Origin of the sequence: Streptomyces qaidamensis (genome assembly GCF_001611795.1) — a bacterium.
GTDB classification, from domain to species: domain Bacteria; phylum Actinomycetota; class Actinomycetes; order Streptomycetales; family Streptomycetaceae; genus Streptomyces; species Streptomyces qaidamensis.
Genome location: NZ_CP015098.1, coordinates 1360848 through 1377612, shown reverse-complemented (window position 1 = coordinate 1377612; position 16765 = coordinate 1360848). Strand labels below are relative to the sequence as shown.

General features: G+C 71.7%; 17 protein-coding genes. 9 read left to right on the top strand and 8 right to left on the bottom strand.

The genetic code is table 11. The features are described 5' to 3' along the window. The first annotated feature begins 3 nt into the window (after positions 1-3). Both A4E84_RS05770 and A4E84_RS05765 read left to right on the top strand, forming a co-directional pair. The gene (locus A4E84_RS05770; RefSeq protein WP_062925505.1) at positions 4-414 is read left to right on the top strand and encodes a DUF742 domain-containing protein; all 411 of its coding nucleotides are present in this window, start codon (positions 4-6) and stop codon (positions 412-414) included. Between the two features lie 118 nt (positions 415-532). After that, positions 533-1138 carry a GTP-binding protein gene (locus tag A4E84_RS05765; protein WP_062925504.1) on the top strand — a complete coding sequence of 202 codons (606 nt, stop codon included), beginning with the start codon at positions 533-535 and terminating at the stop codon, positions 1136-1138. A 26-nt stretch (positions 1139-1164) separates the two neighbouring features. Here the strand turns inward: A4E84_RS05765 and A4E84_RS05760 are convergent, their stop codons facing one another. Further along, on the bottom strand, positions 1165-1593 hold the full coding sequence (locus A4E84_RS05760; RefSeq protein WP_062925503.1) for a PPOX class F420-dependent oxidoreductase: 429 nt from the start codon (positions 1591-1593) through the stop codon (positions 1165-1167). 104 nt (positions 1594-1697) lie between these two features. On the opposite strand from A4E84_RS05760, the gene A4E84_RS05755 reads away from it, so the two are divergent. The 6 genes from A4E84_RS05755 to A4E84_RS05730 all read left to right on the top strand — a co-directional run bounded on the left by A4E84_RS05755 (position 1698) and on the right by A4E84_RS05730 (position 6331). Beyond that, on the top strand, positions 1698-2111 hold the full coding sequence (locus tag A4E84_RS05755) for a roadblock/LC7 domain-containing protein (protein ID WP_062925502.1): 414 nt from the start codon (positions 1698-1700) through the stop codon (positions 2109-2111). A 172-nt stretch (positions 2112-2283) separates the two neighbouring features. Then, positions 2284-3261 carry a DUF6397 family protein gene (locus A4E84_RS05750; RefSeq protein WP_062925501.1) on the top strand — a complete coding sequence of 326 codons (978 nt, stop codon included), beginning with the start codon at positions 2284-2286 and terminating at the stop codon, positions 3259-3261. A gap of 54 nt (positions 3262-3315) precedes the next feature. Continuing rightward, a complete protein-coding gene (locus A4E84_RS05745) occupies positions 3316-3687 on the top strand; it encodes a VOC family protein (RefSeq protein ID WP_062925500.1) in 372 nt (123 codons plus the stop codon). Between the two features lie 10 nt (positions 3688-3697). After that, positions 3698-4483, top strand: coding sequence for an Fpg/Nei family DNA glycosylase (locus A4E84_RS05740; RefSeq protein WP_062925499.1), 786 nt, complete (start codon positions 3698-3700; stop codon positions 4481-4483). A gap of 110 nt (positions 4484-4593) precedes the next feature. Continuing rightward, positions 4594-5118 (top strand): hypothetical protein, encoded by a 525-nt coding sequence (locus A4E84_RS05735; RefSeq protein ID WP_237304858.1) that lies wholly within the window; start codon positions 4594-4596, stop codon positions 5116-5118. 64 nt (positions 5119-5182) lie between these two features. Beyond that, entirely contained in the window at positions 5183-6331 is a 1149-nt protein-coding gene (locus A4E84_RS05730; RefSeq protein WP_062925498.1) for a PDDEXK family nuclease, read from the top strand. Positions 6332-6599: 268 nt separating this feature from the next. Here the strand turns inward: A4E84_RS05730 and A4E84_RS05725 are convergent, their stop codons facing one another. The 3 genes from A4E84_RS05725 to A4E84_RS05715 form a co-directional block, all read right to left on the bottom strand. Then, positions 6600-7553, bottom strand: coding sequence for a DMT family transporter (locus A4E84_RS05725; protein WP_237304857.1), 954 nt, complete (start codon positions 7551-7553; stop codon positions 6600-6602). Between the two features lie 85 nt (positions 7554-7638). Next, a complete protein-coding gene (locus A4E84_RS05720; RefSeq protein WP_062925497.1) occupies positions 7639-8511 on the bottom strand; it encodes an acyl-CoA thioesterase in 873 nt (290 codons plus the stop codon). Between the two features lie 37 nt (positions 8512-8548). Next, complete coding sequence (locus A4E84_RS05715; protein WP_062925496.1) at positions 8549-11062, bottom strand: DEAD/DEAH box helicase; 2514 nt, start codon at positions 11060-11062, stop codon at positions 8549-8551. 145 nt (positions 11063-11207) lie between these two features. Here A4E84_RS05715 and A4E84_RS05710 point away from each other — a divergent pair, with 145 nt between their 5' ends. Beyond that, on the top strand, positions 11208-12002 hold the full coding sequence (locus A4E84_RS05710) for a metal-dependent hydrolase (RefSeq protein ID WP_062925495.1): 795 nt from the start codon (positions 11208-11210) through the stop codon (positions 12000-12002). A gap of 24 nt (positions 12003-12026) precedes the next feature. On the opposite strand, the gene A4E84_RS05705 is transcribed toward A4E84_RS05710, so the two are convergent. From A4E84_RS05705 to A4E84_RS05690, 4 genes are all read right to left on the bottom strand, one after another. Beyond that, the gene (locus A4E84_RS05705) at positions 12027-12272 is read right to left on the bottom strand and encodes a type B 50S ribosomal protein L31 (RefSeq protein ID WP_062925494.1); all 246 of its coding nucleotides are present in this window, start codon (positions 12270-12272) and stop codon (positions 12027-12029) included. A gap of 35 nt (positions 12273-12307) precedes the next feature. Beyond that, positions 12308-12778: a DUF5709 domain-containing protein gene (locus tag A4E84_RS05700; RefSeq protein WP_062925493.1), complete on the bottom strand. Its 471-nt coding sequence runs from the start codon at positions 12776-12778 to the stop codon at positions 12308-12310. Between the two features lie 211 nt (positions 12779-12989). Then, a complete protein-coding gene (locus tag A4E84_RS05695) occupies positions 12990-14771 on the bottom strand; it encodes an ABC transporter ATP-binding protein (RefSeq protein WP_062925492.1) in 1782 nt (593 codons plus the stop codon). Continuing rightward, the gene (locus A4E84_RS05690; RefSeq protein ID WP_062925491.1) at positions 14768-16573 is read right to left on the bottom strand and encodes an ABC transporter ATP-binding protein; all 1806 of its coding nucleotides are present in this window, start codon (positions 16571-16573) and stop codon (positions 14768-14770) included. Before A4E84_RS05690 ends, A4E84_RS05695 begins: the two co-directional genes overlap by 4 nt. Positions 16574-16765 lie beyond the last annotated feature (192 nt).

Genomic DNA, 16765 nt, shown 5'->3' with positions numbered 1-16765 from the left:
CAGATGACCGAGGACATGACGGGCACCCCGCGCGAGCAGGGCAGCCAGTGGTACGACAACGAGGCCGGCCCGCTCGTCCGCCCCTACGCCATGACGGGCGGACGCACCCGGCCCGGCCCGACCGGCGTTCGGTTCGACCTGATCGCCCTGGTCACGCTGGACCCGGGCGCACCCGGAGTGGACGACGCCCCGCTCGGCCCGGAACACCGCAACCTCCTCGACCTGTGCCGCCCGGAGACCCAGTCGGTCGCCGAACTCGCCGCCGGCGCGGACCTGCCCGTCGGCGTGGTCAGGGTGCTCCTCGGGGATCTCCTGGAACTCGGCTGCGTCACCGTCAGCCGCCCCGTACCACCGGCGCAACTGCCCGACGAACGGATCCTGCGCGAGGTGATCGAAGGCCTGAGAGCGCTGTAACCCCAATGCCCCACGCGGCAACGCCCCACGCTCCAACGGACCCACACCACCCAGAGCACCCACACCACCCACAGCACTCACGCACTCACCACACCGGCACTCCTGAGAGAAGTGATCAATGGTCTCCGAGCACTCCGACGCCCCGGACGGCGAGAGCGCCGCACTGGCGCTGAAGATTCTGGTCGCCGGCGGATTCGGCGTGGGCAAGACCACCCTGGTGGGCGCCGTCAGCGAGATCCGGCCGCTGCGCACCGAGGAACTCCTCAGCGAAGCAGGCCAGTCGGTGGACGACACCGACGGCGTGGACCACAAGACCACCACGACCGTCGCCATGGACTTCGGACGCATCACCATCCGGTCCGGTCTGTCCCTGTACCTCTTCGGAACGCCGGGCCAGGACCGGTTCTGGTTCCTGTGGGACGAGTTGTCGCAAGGGGCGCTCGGTGCGGTCGTCCTCGCGGACACCCGTCGCCTGGAGGACTGCTTCCCCGCGGTCGACTACTTCGAGCACCGGCGCATCCCCTTCGTGGTGGCGGTCAACTGCTTCGCGGGCGCCCGGCGGCACGGCGCCCCGGACGTCTCGCGTGCCCTCGACCTCGACAGGGGCACGCCTGTGGTGCTGTGCGACGCTCGAGACCGCGACTCGGGGAAGGAGGTGCTGATCCGGCTCGTCGAGTACGCCGGGCGGATGCACACCGCCCGGCTGCTCGACTCGGTCGGCTGACCGCGAACCAGCGGCTTTCTCCAGGATCAGTTCGCGACGTCCCGCTCCGCCAGCACCCTGTCGACGGTGACACGGACGAGGAGTTCGCCGGGCACGCCGTTGCGCGCGCCGAACTCCTCGGCGCGCTCCTCGCCCATGTACCGGGCACCGATCCGGGTGGCCCAGTGCCGAATCTCGTCTAGGTCGTCCGAGACCCGGGCACGGCCCCGCAGCACCACGAACGAGTACGGCGGCCGGTCGTCGTCCACGCACAGGGCGATCCGGCCGTCCCGGAGGATGTTGCGCCCCTTCACGCTGTCCTTGCCGGTGTTGAACACCACCTCGTCCCCGTCCAGCAGGAACCAGATCGGGGTCACATGCGGGCTGCCGTCCGCCCGGACCGTGGACAGCTTTGCGGTGCGGGTGCCGTGGGAAACGAACTCCCGCCATTGCGCGTCGGTCATCTTCTCTGCCATGGCTCCCATCCTCCTTGCCCCGGCCGTGGTCGTGGGGAAGGCTGAGATGGAGATCCTCCGGCCAGGAGGGGAATCACACGGGGAGAAAACGGGGAGACCGGAAGATGGCGCAGAACCAGGGACTTGACTGGCTGCTGGACGACCTGACCGAGCGCGTCCACGAAGTGCGGCACGCACTCGTCCTGTCCAACGACGGCCTGGTGACCGGCGCGAGCACCGGACTGCGCCGCGAGGACGCCGAGCACCTCGCGGCCGTGTCGTCCGGGCTGCACAGCCTGGCCAAGGGCTCCGGACGGCACTTCGGCGCGGGCAACGTCCGCCAGACGATGATCGAGTTCGACGACGCGGTGCTCTTCGTCACCGCGGCCGGGACGGGCAGCTGTCTGTGCGTACTCAGCGGCGCGGAGGCCGACATCGGCCAGATCGCCTACGAGATGACACTGCTGGTCAACCGGGTCGGCGAGCACCTCGACGTGGACGCACGCCAGCCCGAACCGAAACCGATCAAGGACCTCTGACCTGCACGTTCGTCATCCCCGTGGAGTTATCCACAGGCTCGCCACGAGATGCGCCGAACCGGCTACGGTCTTTTTCACGGCGACCGCAGACGGCGATCGCAGACGCTGACCGCAGACGTCGACCGCACACGGCAGTGAGCCGCTGACTCTGACTCCACGGGGGAGACCGACCATGTCACGCATCGGCACGACACCCGACCGCCTCACCTGCGCCCCGAGCCGGGCTGCCCGCGAACTGGACCTGAAGCGGGGCGAGTTCGATCTCGCGGTGAACTTGGGGCTCATCCGGACCGTCCCAGACGAAGGAGGCGGGGGCCGGCGCGTCGCCCGGGCCGAGATCGACCGGCTGCGCTCCGGGGAGGGATTTCCGGACATCCTGCGCGAGCGCGTCGCGACCGTCGGTACCACCGAGGGCGCCCGGCTCATGGAGGTGGCACCCACGAGGTTCACAAGCCTCGCGCGCTACGGCCTGCTCGTCCCGGTGACGTTCTACCTCAACCGCTATCGGACCGTCGTGTGGCTGTATCTGGCTGAAGAACTACGGCAGTTCGCGGCCGAGAGGAGCAACGTCCCGTTGCTGGCCGCTCGTCGCACGCCCGTCGAGATCCGGGAAGGGCTGAAGGCAGGAATGGACCGGCGGCCGCGCAACTGGCGGGGGCGTCACGTCGGATTCCTGACGCGGGAGGCAGGGGACGACCCTTGGGCCCGCGCGGCCGCGGTCGCCTGCCTCCTAGACCCGGCCGACGTGGCGGATGTCGTCAGGAATCCCCACGAGCGTTCCGTCCTGGCAGACCGCCGCCCCAGGCTCCCGGCGCACGGCGCACCGGGTTCGGCCACCGCCGAGCTGGCGGAGAAGCTGATGACGGCGAGCGAGCCGGACGAAGTGTCCTGGTTCCGCGCGGACCTGGCCCACACGATGGAGGAGGCCCGCCGCCGGCACCCCGTGCCCGAAGGGCTCCCCCCGGCACCTCCGACCGGACCCCCTCCGCTCGCGCCGCCCTCGAGTCCGGCTCCGGTGGCGGAGCGGCCCGCATCTCCCGAGCCCACCCCTCCCCATGGCCTGCTGAGCTGGCTCCGCCGCAGAGGCCGTCGGCCGGCGGGTGACCCCTCGCGGTTCGGCATCACCGCTGGTCGGCCCGCTGACCGATGAGTTTCCGGATGCGCCCGGGTCCTCCTCTGAGGAGACTGTCCCCGGGAGGCGATCATGTTCGGTACGACGAAGGCGTTCAGCGGGTTCTCGGTGGACGACATCGAGGCGGCCAGGGCGTTCTACGCGGACACGCTCGGGCTCCGCGTGTCGGAGGAGAACGGGATGCTGATCCTGCACCTCGCGGGTGACCGGGACACCCTGGTCTACCCCAAGCCGGACCACACCCCGGCCACGTTCACCATCCTCAACTTCCCGGTCGACGACATCGAGGCCGCGGTCGACGAGCTGGCCGGAAAGGGGGTGCGCTTCGAGCGCTACGACCACCTCAAGACGGACGACAAGGGCATCTTCCGCGGCGGCGGCCCGCTGATCGCCTGGTTCACCGACCCCGCGGGGAACGTGCTGTCCGTCCTCCAGGAATCCTGACCCACCGGCCGTGCCCGAGCTCCCCGACGTCGAGGGCTTCCGGCAGGTGCTCGAGTCCTGCGCGAAGGGACGCGTCATCCGGCGTGTCGATGTGCGGGACCCGGGCGTCCTGCACGGGATCGACGCCGGGGGATTGCGGGACGCGCTGGAGGGACGGCGGTTCGGCGCGCCGCAGCGGCACGGCAAGTGGTTGCTGGCCCGCACCGGCGGCCCCACCCTCGTACTGCACTTCGGCATGACAGGGCGGCTGGTGTGCGGGCAGGCCGATGATCCCGTCGAGACGCATGACCGCGTTCTGTTCACTCTGGGCGGCGGCCGCCAGCTGCGCTTCCGTGACCAGCGCAAGCTGCAGGGACTCTGGCTGGCCCATGACGAGTCCGACGTGGAGCGGCTGCTGCGGCGGCAGGGGCCCGACGCCCTGGCGGTGGACCGTGCGGAGTTCGAGGAGGTGCTCTCATCGCGCCGCGGCCATCTCAAGACGGCCCTCACCGACCAGTCCGTGCTCGCAGGCCTCGGCAATCTGCTCGCCGACGAGATCCTTTGGCGGGCCCGGCTGCGCCCCGACCGGGGGGCGCGTGACCTGACCCAGGAGGACCGCCGTCGTCTCTTCAGCGAGATGCGGCGCACCCTGCGCTCCTGCGTCACCGCCGGGTGCGTACCCCCGCGCGACACCTGGCTCACCGGCCACCGCGACGACCGGGACCCGAGGTGCCCGCGCTGCGGTACCGGCTTGTGCAGGTCCCGTATGGCCGGGCGGGGGACGGTGTGGTGCCCTCGGTGCCAGCCGGACGGATGACCGGGCCGGAGCGCGTCGGTCGGCCGCCCGGCGTCTCCTACCTTGCATGAAGGGGTGGCAGAGGGCCCAGGCTGCCCTTTCCATCGCTCCCTGCCAACATCTCGTCCGTCGTGGGTGCCGTCGCCCAGCCCTACAGCCACCCGTACGGCATGTTCAAGCACGCCATCCGAGCGCTCGGCTCCGGTCTGCGGCAGCAGTTGCGCGTGGAAGGCGTGAAGGGCATCGACGTGTGCACGGTGCTGCCCGCGACCATCGATACGCCGCACTTCCAGCAGGCGGCCAACTACACCGGGCACAAGGTCGTGGCCATGCTGCCCGTCTACCCGCCTGAGCGCGTCGCCGACGCGGTCGTGGCGCTCGTCCGCCGCCCGCGCCGCGAGGTCGTGGTCGGCCCGGCTGGCCGGGCGCTGGTCCGCCAGGCCCGGATGGCGCCCGCGCTCGCGGAGCGGGCCATGGCCCGGCAGACGGACAAGACCCACCTGGACCACGACGAGGACGCCCCCGCCACGCACGGCGCGCTGCACGTGCCGGCACCCGGCGAGGGCGCGGTGCACGGCGGCTGGGGCGGGCGACGGCGCACCGCGCTGGCGGGCGCGGCCGTGACCGCGGGGCGGCGGATCAAAGCGACGGGCTGACTCACGCCCTGGGTATGCCAACGTTCAGTGGCAAAGGAAGCGGCGTCGTGAGAGTGAGAAGGATATGACCGAACAGCCGGTGTTCGTCCTGGGCCAGGAACTGCAAGCCCTGGAGCTTGCCGGATTCGAGAACGAAACGGAGTTCCAGGACCTCCTCGCGCGCCACCCACGGGTGCTGGACTTCGGCTCGCTCGCTGACGGCCGGCCCCTGCGGCTGATGCTGGTGGCCCGGGAGATGAGGGTTCCGGCCAGTGCCGAGAGCGGGGCGGCGTACTGGCTGGACCATCTCTTCGTCGACGCCGATGGCGTCCCGACGCTGGTGGAGGTCAAGCGGGCCACCGACACCCGCATCCGGCGTGAGGTCGTCGGGCAGATGCTGGACTACGCGGCGAACGCCGCCCGTTACTGGCCGGCGGCACTGTTGCAGCGTTCCTTCGAGGACACCTGTGTCCAGGATGGGCGACCACTGGAGGAGGCCTACGGCGAACTGCTCGGCGGCCGCGCCGCGGAGGAGTTCTGGTCGACGGTCGAGGAGCGGCTGGCGGCCGGGCAGATGCGGCTGCTGTTCGTCGCCGACCGGATCCCGCTGGAGTTGCGGGCCATCGTCGAGTTCCTCAACCGGCAGCTGCGTCAGACCGATGTGTACGCGGTCGAGCTGAGTCAGTACAGCGGCGGGGGAGACCTCCGGGTCATCGTTCCGCGTATTCACGGAGAGGTGGCCTCGACGGCGAAGGCTCCCTCCAGCCGCCGCACCGTGCAACGGACCACGCGGGCCGAGATGGACGCGTTGATCCGGACACGCCCCGATCCAGAAGTACGACGCATCGCCACCGCTCTGCTCGATCACGCGACGGCCGAGGGGCGACCCGAGGGCGGAAACGCCAAGTACCGGAGCATGTCCGTTCATTACCCCGTCGACGGACGGCAGGTCCCCGTCTGGAGCCTGTCGATGCAGGACGGTCCGGTGCGGGACGACCTCTCGTTCGCCTTCGGCTCGATCACGTACCACCTCGGCAGGGACAGGGCGGCAGCGTTCGCTGCGTCCCTGCCGGCCGTTCCCGAGCTGAGGAGGAAGCTGGAGGCGTTGCCGGCCAAGGAGTACAACGCCTGGCCGTCCGTCTCCCTGCCCGCCCTCGCGTCGCAGTCCGGCGCCCTGGAGAGCATCCTGTCCGCGATCCAAGGGCTCGTCGACGGCCGGGAGTCGTCCGCGTGAACCGAGGCTCGAGCGACTTCCGGCCACCTCGGCTGCTTCCGCCAGGTCCGGTGCGCCGCCGGGAGAGCGTCTCTGCGGGTTGCGACAGTAGCTGTCCGCAACCTCCGATGCCGTCCGCCACGACGAACTCCAAGCGGAGCGTCACCCCCGGCACGCCGCCCGGTGACCCGGCCGGCAGCTGCGCGAGGCCCCTGCTGCTGGAGTGGCCCGGCCCCCGAGGCCAGCGGCCACCCGCTCACCGGGACGTCCCATCGTGGACCTCCTTCGCTCAGGGTGCCGCCGCGGTCTCGCGTTCCTCGTCCGGAGCCACCAGCGACCGCGTGAACGGAATCCGCGCCAGCGTGAGAACCCCCGCGGCGATCAACGCGACGCCGAACAGCTCGGGCACCAGCCACCACCCGGAGCGGATGGTCTCCTCGTACAGGGTGATGCCGAGGGCGAGGCTCACCAGAGCGTCGCCGAGGGTGAGCGCGGGCTGGGAGGCGACCAGCGGACCGGCCTGCATGGCGTTCTCCAGCAGGAACAGGGCGCACACGCCGGTGGCGGCGAAAGCGTAGGTCTGCCAGGCGGTGAGGAAGCCGACCAGGCCCTGATCGTCGAGGATGTGGGTGGCGGCCTTCATCAGTGCGGCGGTCACCGCGTAGCTGATCGCCGTCGCGGCTCCCAGGCAGGCCGCCCGGGCCCGGCCCTCCGGGCGCCGCAGGGCGGCGAGAGCCAGGGCGACGACCGCACCCGCGCACACGGCGAGCGCGGGAATCCAGCGGTCCAGCGCCACATGCGTACGGTTGCCGGCGGGGGCGGCAGCGGCGAGCGCGACCGCCAGGCCCGCCACCACCACGGTTACGGCCAGCCAGCCCCTGCCCGGCAGGTGCCGGTGCATGAGCAGCGACGCCACGATGAGGGTGAGCGGCAGCTCCAGCACGAACAGCGGCTGCACGATCGTCAGCGGCCCGGTGGCCAGCGCCAGCGCCTGGCAGACGGCGGCGCCGATCACGGCGAGGATGCCGGCCAGCCAGACGGGCCGGCGCAGCAGATCGACGATCAGACCGGCCCGCAGCCCCTGGGACGCGGGCACGGTGAGCGCCGCCTTGCGCTGCAGCACGGTCGCCACGGCGTTGCTGAAGGCCGCGCAGATCGCGAACACGACGGGGAGCACGGTGTGCAGCGTGGCCACCTCCCGGATCGACGGGCGTGCGACGTCGGCAGTGCCTGCTCCTGCCATGGTGGCCGGATCCGGTCGGGGGCGCGATCGGAGCCCCGGCACACCGGGACGCGATCGTCGCCCCGATCGTCGGGCAGCCGCCGGGTCAGCCCAGCTTCCGGAAGAGCCCCTCCTGCACCACGGACACGACCAGCCGGCCCTCACGGTCGTAGATCCGGCCACGGGCCAGCCCCCGGCCGCCGACGGCGATCGGCGACTCCTGGTCGTAGAGGAGCCAGTCGTCCGCGCGGAAGGGACGGTGGAACCACATCGCGTGGTCGAGCGACGCCATGTCGAAGCCGCGCGGGCCCCACAGCGGCTCGACGGGGATGCGGACGGCGTCCAGGAGGGTCATGTCACTGGCGTAGGTGAGGGCGCAGGTGTGCACGAGCGGATCGTCGCCGAGCGGCCCGACGGCGCGCATCCACACGGCGCTGCGCGGCTCGGCGTCCCGGGCCTCCTCGGCGGTCCAGCGCAGGCGGTCCACATAGCGGATGTCGAAGGGCTGGCGGCGGGCCATCCGCTCCAGCTGCTCGGGCAGCGTGCCCAGGTGCTCGCGGATCTCGTCCGTGACGGTGGGCAGGGACTCCGGGTCCGGGACCTTGCGGGCGGGCGGCAGCTGGTGCTCGAAGCTGCCCTCCTCCGGCTTGTGGAAGGAGGCGGTGAGATTGAAGATCGTGCGGCCCTGCTGCACGGCCGTGACGCGGCGGGTGGTGAACGACCGTCCGTCGCGCACATGCTCGACCTGGTACACGATCGGCACGCCCGGCCGGCCGGGGCGCAGGAAGTACGCGTGCAGCGAGTGCACGGGACGGTCGCCCTCCGTGGTGCGGCCGGCGGCGACCAGGGCCTGCCCGGCCACCTGGCCGCCGAAGACCCGCTGCAGGGACTCCTGCGGACTGCGGCCGCGGAAGATGTCGACCTCGATCTGCTCCAGGTCGAGCAGGTCGACGAGCCTCTCGGCCGGGTTCGTCGTCATGGGTGGGATTCTCCTGTGCTCGCTGCTGCCCGGCCCGTCACAGCTGGCCGACGTCGGTGACGCGGACGATCGCGCGGCCCTCCGCGTCCGAGGCCGTGAGGTCGACCTCCGCGCTGATGCCCCAGTCGTGGTCGCCGTTCGGGTCGTGGAAGATCTGCCGGACCCGCCACAGGGCGTTCTCCGGCTCCTCCTCGATGAGCAGCAGCTTGGGGCCGCGGGCGTCGGGACCGGTGCCGAGATCCTCGTACTCGTCCCAGTACTTGTCCATCGCCTCGCCCCACGCGTCGGCGTCCCAGCCGGACTCCCCGTCCATCTCGCCCAGTTCGCCGACGTGGTCGAGGGCGGCCAGTTCCACGCGGCGGAACATGGCGTTGCGGACCAGGACGCGGAAGGCGCGGGCGTTGGCGGTGACCGGCTTGACCTCGTCGGCCTTCTCCTGGGCCTCCTCGGCGGTCATCTCCGCCGGGTTGGCCAGCTGCTCCCACTCGTCCAGCAGGCTGGAGTCGACCTGGCGCACCATCTCGCCCAGCCAGGCGATCAGATCCTGGAGGTCCTCGGACTTGAGGTCGTCCGGGACGGTGTGGTCGAGGGCCTTGAAGGCGCTCGCGAGATAGCGCAGCACGATGCCCTCGGTGCGCGCCAGCTCGTAGTGGGACACCAACTCCGTGAAGGACATGGCCCGTTCGTACATGTCACGGATGACCGACTTGGGCGACAGCGGGTGGTCGCCGACCCAGGGGTGGCTCTTGCGGTACGTGTCGTACGCGTGGAAGAGCAGCTCCTCCAGCGGCTTGGGGTACGTGATGTCCTGGAGGCGCTCCATGCGCTCCTCGTACTCCACGCCGTCGGCCTTCATCGCGGCGACGGCCTCGCCGCGGGCCTTGTTCTGCTGGGCGGCGAGGATCTGCCGGGGGTCGTCGAGCGTGGACTCCACGACGGACACCATGTCGAGCGCGTACGACGGCGATTCGGGGTCGAGCAGTTCGAACGCGGCGAGCGCGAAGGTGGACAGCGGCTGGTTGAGCGCGAAGTCCTGCTGGAGATCCACGGTGAGGCGGACGATGCGGCCGGTGGCGTCCGGCTCGTCCAGCTTCTCGACGATGCCGCCGTCCAGCAGGGACCGGTAGATCGCGATGGCCCGGCGGATGTGCCGCAGCTGCTGCTTGCGCGGCTCGTGGTTGTCCTCCAGCAGCCGTCGCATCGCCTCGAAGGCGTTGCCGGGGCGGGCGATCACCGACAGCAGCATCGTGTGCGTCACCCGGAACCGCGACGTCAGCGGCTCCGGGTCGGAGCCGATGAGCTTCTCGAAGGTCTGCTCCGACCAGGCGACGAAGCCTTCGGGGGCCTTCTTGCGGACCACCTTGCGGCGCTTCTTCGGGTCGTCGCCCGCTTTGGCGAGGGCCTTCTCGTTCTCGACGACGTGCTCGGGCGCCTGCGCGACGACGAAGCCCTCCGTGTCGTATCCGGCCCGTCCGGCCCGGCCCGCGATCTGGTGGAACTCCCGGGCGCGCAGGGTGCGTACACGGGTGCCGTCGTACTTGGTGAGGGCCGTGAACAGCACGGTGCGGATGGGGACGTTGACGCCCACGCCGAGTGTGTCGGTGCCGCAGATGACCTTCAGCAGACCGGCCTGCGCGAGCTTCTCCACCAGGCGCCGGTACTTGGGCAGCATGCCGGCGTGGTGGACGCCGATGCCGTGCCGGACGTAACGGGAGAGGTTGCGGCCGAACTTGGTGGTGAAGCGGAAGTTGCCGATCAGCTCGGCGATCTGCTCCTTCTCCTCCTTCGAGCACATGTTGATGCTCATCAGTGCCTGCGCCCGCTCCACGGCCTGCGCCTGAGTGAAGTGCACGATGTAGACGGGCGCCTGCCGGGCCGCCAGCAGGTCGGTGAGCGTCTCGGTGAGCGGGGTGTACCGGTACTCATAGGAGAGCGGGACCGGCCGGGTCGCCGAGCGGACCACCGCGGTCGGGCGGTTCGTGCGGCGCGTGAGGTCCTTCTCGAAGAAGGAGACGTCGCCGAGCGTCGCCGACATCAGCACGAACTGCGCCTGCGGCAGCTCCAGGATCGGGATCTGCCAGGCCCAGCCCCGGTCGCCCTCCGCGTAGAAGTGGAACTCGTCCATCACGACCTGGCCGACGTCCGCGTCCTTGCCGTCGCGCAGCGCGATCGACGCGAGCACCTCGGCGGTGCAGCAGATGACGGGGGCGTCGGCGTTCACGGAGGCGTCGCCGGTGAGCATGCCGACGTTCTCGGTGCCGAAGATCTTGCACAGCTCGAAGAACTTCTCCGACACCAGCGCCTTGATCGGGGCCGTGTAGAAGGTGACCTCGTCCCGGGCCAGGGCCGCGAAGTGCGCGCCCGCCGCGATCATGCTCTTGCCGGAGCCGGTGGGGGTCGAGACGATCACGTTCGCGCCGGAGACCACCTCGATCAGCGCCTCCTCCTGGTGGGGGTAGAGCGTGAGACCCCGCTCGCCGGCCCACGACTCGAAGGCTTCGTACAAGGCATCGGGGTCGGGGGTCCGCGGCAGCTGATCGATGAGGGTCACGCCCCCATCTTGCCTGGCCCGGTGCCCGATGCGGGAATCGGCTGCGGGCCCGAAGATCACGAACGCTACGCTGGGGCGCCGACGGGACGTCAGCACGCCCGGTCAACTGGACAGCGGCACAGGACGAATGGGGCGGGCAGCGGCCATGATGGGACCAGCACACTCACTGTCGGGAGCCGCCGCCTGGCTCGGCGTCGGTGCGGCCGCCGCGGCCGCCGGGCACCCGATGCCCTGGCCGGTCCTCCTCGTCGGCGCCCTGATCTGCGCCGGAGCCGCCCTCGCCCCGGACCTCGACCACAAAGCGGCCACCATCTCCCGGTCCTTCGGACCGGTGTCGCGCTGGCTGTGCGAGATCGTCGACAAGCTGTCGTACGCCGTCTACAAGGCCACCAAGAAGCAGGGCGACCCGCGCCGCTCCGGCGGGCACCGCACCCTCACGCACACCTGGCTGTGGGCGGTGCTGATCGGGGCGGGCACCTCGGTGGTGGCGATCACCAGCGACCGCTGGGGCGTGCTCGCGATCCTCTTCGTGCACATGGTCCTGGCCATCGAGGGCCTGCTGTGGCGGGCGACGCGCGGCTCCAGCAGCGAGGTCCTGGTGTGGCTGCTGGCCGCGACCACCGCCTGGATCCTCGCAGGCGTGCTGGACAAGCCCGGCAACGGCGCGGACTGGCTGTTCACGGCGCCGGGCCAGGAGTACCTGTGGCTGGGACTGCCGGTGGTGCTGGGCGCGATCGTGCACGACATCGGGGATGCGCTCACGGTGTCCGGCTGCCCGATCCTGTGGCCCATCCCGGTCGGGCGCAAGCGCTGGTACCCGATCGGCCCGCCCAAGGTCATGCGGTTCCGGGCGGGCAGCTGGGTCGAGCTCAAGGTGCTGATGCCGGTGTTCATGCTGCTCGGCGGGGTGGGCGGCGCGGCCGCGCTCAACGTCATCTGAGCACAGCCGGTCCCGGGAGGTTCCTCAGCCGCCGCCGTAGCGCCGCTCGAAGGCGGCGACCCGGCCCTCCGAGTCCACCGTTCGGGCCCTGCCCGTGTAGAAGGGGTGGCTCTCCGAGGAGATCTCCACGTCCACGACCGGGTAGGTCTCGCCGTCGTCCCACTCGATGGTCTGGTCGCTGGTCGCGGTGGACCGGGTGAGGAACGCGTACCCGGCGGCGCGGTCGCGGAAGACGACGGGCTGGTAGTCGGGGTGCTTGTCCTGCTGCATGGATGCTCCTCGAACGGCTCGGGCCGGTGCTGGGGTCAGCCGGACAGGGTGTCCTCGTCGACGATGTGCACGGCGGCCTCCTCGGCCGACGCCGCGGCGCCGTCGATGCCCACGTCCATGGCGACCAGTGCCTCCTCCTCGTCCTCGTGGGCGCCCTCGTCGGGTGCCACGAGCCGGCCGGAGCGCGTGGCGCCGACCTCGTTGTCCAGGAGTTCCCCGTCGGTGCCGTCGCAGTCCCCGAGGCCGTCACCGTCCGGTGCGGTGGCCTCCGGAAGTTCCTCGGAGAGCCGCTGGTCCAGCGTCTCGCCCCGCTGCCGCTCGGCCGCCGTCACACCGAGGTGTTCGACGGCCCAGGGCCGCTCGGGAGGGGACCAGCCCCGGTCCAGGGGATCGTCGACGCCGTCGTTCTCCAGGGTGTCCTCGGCGTCGAGCAGCCCCGTGTCCTCCCTCTGCTCGTCTTGGTCCGGCTGGTAGACGTCGTCTCCCCAGCCGTCGGAGCTGTTCACGGGTACCTCCAGGGGTGGGGACGGGCCCGTATCCACGGGGCCCGTGCCGGGCCGCCGCCGCGGAGCACTGACGCCGCCCGGACCTCTGGTTCCCGGGCGTCCCCCGAGCCGGTGCCTGATTCCAGCCTTCCACCCGGGCTCGTGACCGCGCAACGCCAAGGACCCGGCCGCCCGCCTGAGAGGCGGGCGGCCGGGTCGCACGACGACGTGCTCAGCCGTGCCACGACCTCCACAGCGCCGCATACGCCCCGTCCGCGGCGACCAGCTCGTCGTGGCTGCCCAGCTCGCTGATCCTGCCGTTCTCGACGACGGCGATGACGTCCGCGTCGTGAGCGGTGTGCAGCCGGTGGGCGATGGCGACGACGGTGCGGCCGTCGAGGACCCGGGCCAGGGAGCGCTCCAGGTTGCGGGCCGCGCGAGGGTCGAGCAGCGACGTCGCCTCGTCCAGGACCAGTGTGTGCGGGTCGGCCAGCACCAGGCGGGCCAGCGCGATCTGCTGGGCCTGGGCCGGGGTGAGCGCCAGACCTCCCGAGCCGACCTCGGTGTCCAGGCCCTCGTCGAGCGCACGGGCCCAGCCGTCCGCGTCGACCGCGCCCAGCGCCGCCCACAGCTCCGCGTCGACGGCACCGGTCCGCGCGAGCCGGAGGTTGTCGCGCAGGGAGCCCACGAACACGTGGTGCTCCTGGTTGACCAGGGCCACATGGGAGCGGACGCGCTCGGCCGGCATCCGGGACAGCTCGGCGCTGCCCAGGGTGATCCGGCCGTCCCGGGGCGCGTAGATCCCGGCGAGCAGCCGCCCCAGCGTGGACTTGCCCGCACCCGAGGGGCCGACCAGGGCGAGCCGGGTGCCGGGGGCGACCTCCAGGGACACCTTGCGCAGGACGTCCACGCCCTCCAGGTAGCCGAAGTGCACCCGCTCGGCGTGCACATGACGTCCCTCGGGGGCCACGGTGGGATCCCCGGCGTCCGGCTCGATGTCCCGGACCCCGACGAGCCGGGCCAGCGACACCTGGGCCACCTGCAGCTCGTCGTACCAGCGCAGGATCATGCCCACCGGGTCGACCAGCATCTGGGCGATCAGCGCGCCGGTCGTCAGCTGGCCGACGTCGATCCACCCGCGCAGGGCGAAGACGCCGCCGATCATCAGGACGGAGGCGAGCACGGTGACGTGGGTGGTGTTGATGACCGGGAAGAGCACCGACCGCAGCCAGAGCGTGTACCGCTCCCAGGCCGTCCACTCTCGGATCCGGCGCTCCGACAGCGCGACACGGCGCTCGCCGAGGCGGTGGGCCTCCACGGTGCGCCCGGCGTCCACGGTCTCGGCGAGCGCGGCGGCGACGGCGGCGTACCCGGCGGCCTCGGAACGGTAGGCCGAGGGCGCCCGCCGGAAGTACCAGCGGCAGCCGGTGATCAGCAGCGGCAGGGCGAGCAGCACGGCGAGCGCCAACGGCGGCGCCGTGATCACCAGCCCGCCCATCAGCAGGAACACCCACACCACGCCGATCGACAGCTGCGGAACGGCCTCGCGCATCGCGTTGCCCAGCCGGTCGATGTCGGTCGTGATGCGCGACAGCAGGTCGCCGGTCCCGGCCCGCTCCAGCACCCCGGGCGGCAGGCCGACCGACCGGACGAGGAAGTCCTCGCGCAGGTCGGCCAGCATCCGCTCGCCCAGCATCGCGCCGCGCAGACGCACCTGGCGGACGAACACGGCCTGGACGGCCAGCGCGGCCGTGAAGAGCCCGGCCGTGAGTTCCAGCCGCAGGTCCCGCGCCCCGTCGGACACCCGCTCCACCAGTCCGCCCAGCAGCCAGGGGCCGGCCATCGAGGCGATCACGGCGGCCGTGTTGACGGCGACCAGCAGCAGGAACGCCCGCCGGTGCCGGCGCAGCAGTTCGGCCACATAGGCGCGCACGGTCTCGGGGGCACCGACCGGCAGGGTGTTCGCCGTGGTCGGGGCCGCCGGGTCGTACGCCGGTGGCGCGACGCCGATCATGCCTTCTCCTCGATCTCTTCCAGTTCCTGCAGGACGTCGTCCAGGGCGACGGAGCCGTTCAGCGCGGCCTCGTCGTCCGTCTCGCGCGTGACCACCGCCCGGTAGCGGGAGTCGGTCCGCACCAGCTCGCGATGGGCGCCCACCGCGACGGCCTCGCCGTCGTGCAGGAACACGACCCGGTCGGCGCGGTCCAGGAGCAGCGGGGAGGAGGTGAAGACCACGGTCGTGCGCCCGTCGCGCAACTCCCGCACGCCCTGCGCGATCCGGGCCTCGGTGTGCGAGTCGACGGCCGACGTCGGCTCGTCCAGGACGAGCGCCTCCGGGTCCGTGATCAGCGACCGGGCGAGCGCGAGCCGCTGGCGCTGACCGCCGGACAGGGACCGGCCGCGTTCGGTGATCCGGGCGTCCATCGGGTCGCCCGCGTCCAGCGAGCCCTGCACCAGCGCCGCCAGCACGTCGTCGCACTGCGCGGCCGCCAGCGCCTCCTGCGGCCGGACGGCGCCCGACGCGGGTACGTCGAGCAGCTCGCGCAGTGTGCCGGACAGCAGCACCGGGTCCTTGTCCTGGACGAGGACGGCCGTACGGGCGCTGTCCAGCGGGAGTTCGTCGAGCGGCACACCGCCCAGCAGCACCGAGGTGCCTTCCTGGGACGGGTGTCCGCCCAGCCGTTCCGCCAGCAGGCCCGCCGCGTCCGGGTCGCCGCACACCACGGCCGTGAGCCGCCCGGCGGGCGCGAGCAGCCCGGTGTCCGGGTCGTACAGATCGCCTGACGGAACCTCGGCCGCGCGTGATCCCGCGGTGTCCGTGGGCCGCTGGAGCGCCAGCACTCCCGCGGCCCGCTTGGCGGAGGGCCGGGAGAAGGAGTACGCCATGGCGATCTCCTCGAAGTGCCGCAGCGGATAGGTGAGGACCATGACCGAGCTGTACACGGTGACCAGTTCGCCGACGGTGATCCGGCCCTCGCGTGCCAGCCGCACGCCGTACCAGACGACGGCGACGAGCAGCAGCCCCGGCAGCAGGACCTGGATCGCGGAGATCAGGGACCACATCCGGGCGCTGCGCACGGCGGCGTGGCGTACCTCCTGGGAGGCGCTGCGGTAGCGGTCGAGGAACAGTTCCTCGCCGCCGATGCCGCGCAGCACGCGCAGGCCGGCGACGGTGTCCGAGGCGAGTTCGGTGGCGCGTCCGGCCTTCTCGCGCTGGGTGTCGGCGCGCCGGGTGGCGCGGGGGAGCAGCGGCAGCACGGCGAGCGCCAGTGCGGGCAGTCCCACGGCGACGACCACGCCGAGCGCCGGCTGGTAGACGAGCAGGCCGACGCAGACCAGCACGATGGTGACCAGGGCCGCGGTGAAGCGGGACAGGGCCTCGACGAACCAGCCGATCTTCTCGACGTCACCCGTGGAAACCGCGACCACCTCACCGGCTGCGACGCGCCGGGTCAGCGCCGAGCCCAGGTGGGCGGCCTTGCGGGCGAGCAGTTGCTGGACGCGGGCGGCCGCCGTGATCCAGTTGGTGATCGCGGTGCGGTGCAGGTAGGTGTCGCCGACCGCGTTGCCGACGCAGGCCAGCGCCAGCAGCCCGCCCGCCAGGGCGAGCCCGGTGCCGGAGCGGTCGACGACGGCCTGCACGGCGACACCGACACAGAACGGCAGGGCGGCGACGGAGGCGAAGTGCAGCAGCCCCCAGGCCAGCGACTTGAGCTGACCGCCCAGCTGATTGCGGAAGAGCCACCACAGGAATCGGGGGCCCGAACGCGCGTCCGGCACGCCCGGGTCGGGGTACGGAAGGTCTTGAATCTGCATGACGTCCCAGTGGCTCGTGTCAGGGGGGTGGGGTCCGGCCGAAGGCAGCAAACCGTGACAGGTTCGCCTCGCCGCGTGGTCGCGGGCAACAGGTTTTCCGTTCACCGAACGGAACCGGCCGACGGAGGCGGGAACAGGGCTGTCCAGGTGGGCCGGTGCGCATTGCGGAGGCGGCCGGGGCGCCGTAGAACA

Excerpts from the sequence above, each read along its gene's own strand:
- A4E84_RS05770 (WP_062925505.1), top strand. The coding sequence starts at position 4 with ATGACCGAGGACATGACGGGCACCCCGCGCGAGCAGGGCAGCCAGTGG.
- A4E84_RS05765 (WP_062925504.1), top strand. The coding sequence starts at position 533 with ATGGTCTCCGAGCACTCCGACGCCCCGGACGGCGAGAGCGCCGCACTG.
- A4E84_RS05760 (WP_062925503.1), bottom strand. The coding sequence starts at position 1,593 with ATGGCAGAGAAGATGACCGACGCGCAATGGCGGGAGTTCGTTTCCCAC.
- A4E84_RS05755 (WP_062925502.1), top strand. The coding sequence starts at position 1,698 with ATGGCGCAGAACCAGGGACTTGACTGGCTGCTGGACGACCTGACCGAG.
- A4E84_RS05750 (WP_062925501.1), top strand. The coding sequence starts at position 2,284 with ATGTCACGCATCGGCACGACACCCGACCGCCTCACCTGCGCCCCGAGC.
- A4E84_RS05745 (WP_062925500.1), top strand. The coding sequence starts at position 3,316 with ATGTTCGGTACGACGAAGGCGTTCAGCGGGTTCTCGGTGGACGACATC.
- A4E84_RS05730 (WP_062925498.1), top strand. The coding sequence starts at position 5,183 with ATGACCGAACAGCCGGTGTTCGTCCTGGGCCAGGAACTGCAAGCCCTG.
- A4E84_RS05725 (WP_237304857.1), bottom strand. The coding sequence starts at position 7,553 with ATGGCAGGAGCAGGCACTGCCGACGTCGCACGCCCGTCGATCCGGGAG.
- A4E84_RS05720 (WP_062925497.1), bottom strand. The coding sequence starts at position 8,511 with ATGACGACGAACCCGGCCGAGAGGCTCGTCGACCTGCTCGACCTGGAG.
- A4E84_RS05710 (WP_062925495.1), top strand. The coding sequence starts at position 11,208 with ATGATGGGACCAGCACACTCACTGTCGGGAGCCGCCGCCTGGCTCGGC.
- A4E84_RS05705 (WP_062925494.1), bottom strand. The coding sequence starts at position 12,272 with ATGCAGCAGGACAAGCACCCCGACTACCAGCCCGTCGTCTTCCGCGAC.
- A4E84_RS05695 (WP_062925492.1), bottom strand. The coding sequence starts at position 14,771 with ATGATCGGCGTCGCGCCACCGGCGTACGACCCGGCGGCCCCGACCACG.
- A4E84_RS05690 (WP_062925491.1), bottom strand. The coding sequence starts at position 16,573 with ATGCAGATTCAAGACCTTCCGTACCCCGACCCGGGCGTGCCGGACGCG.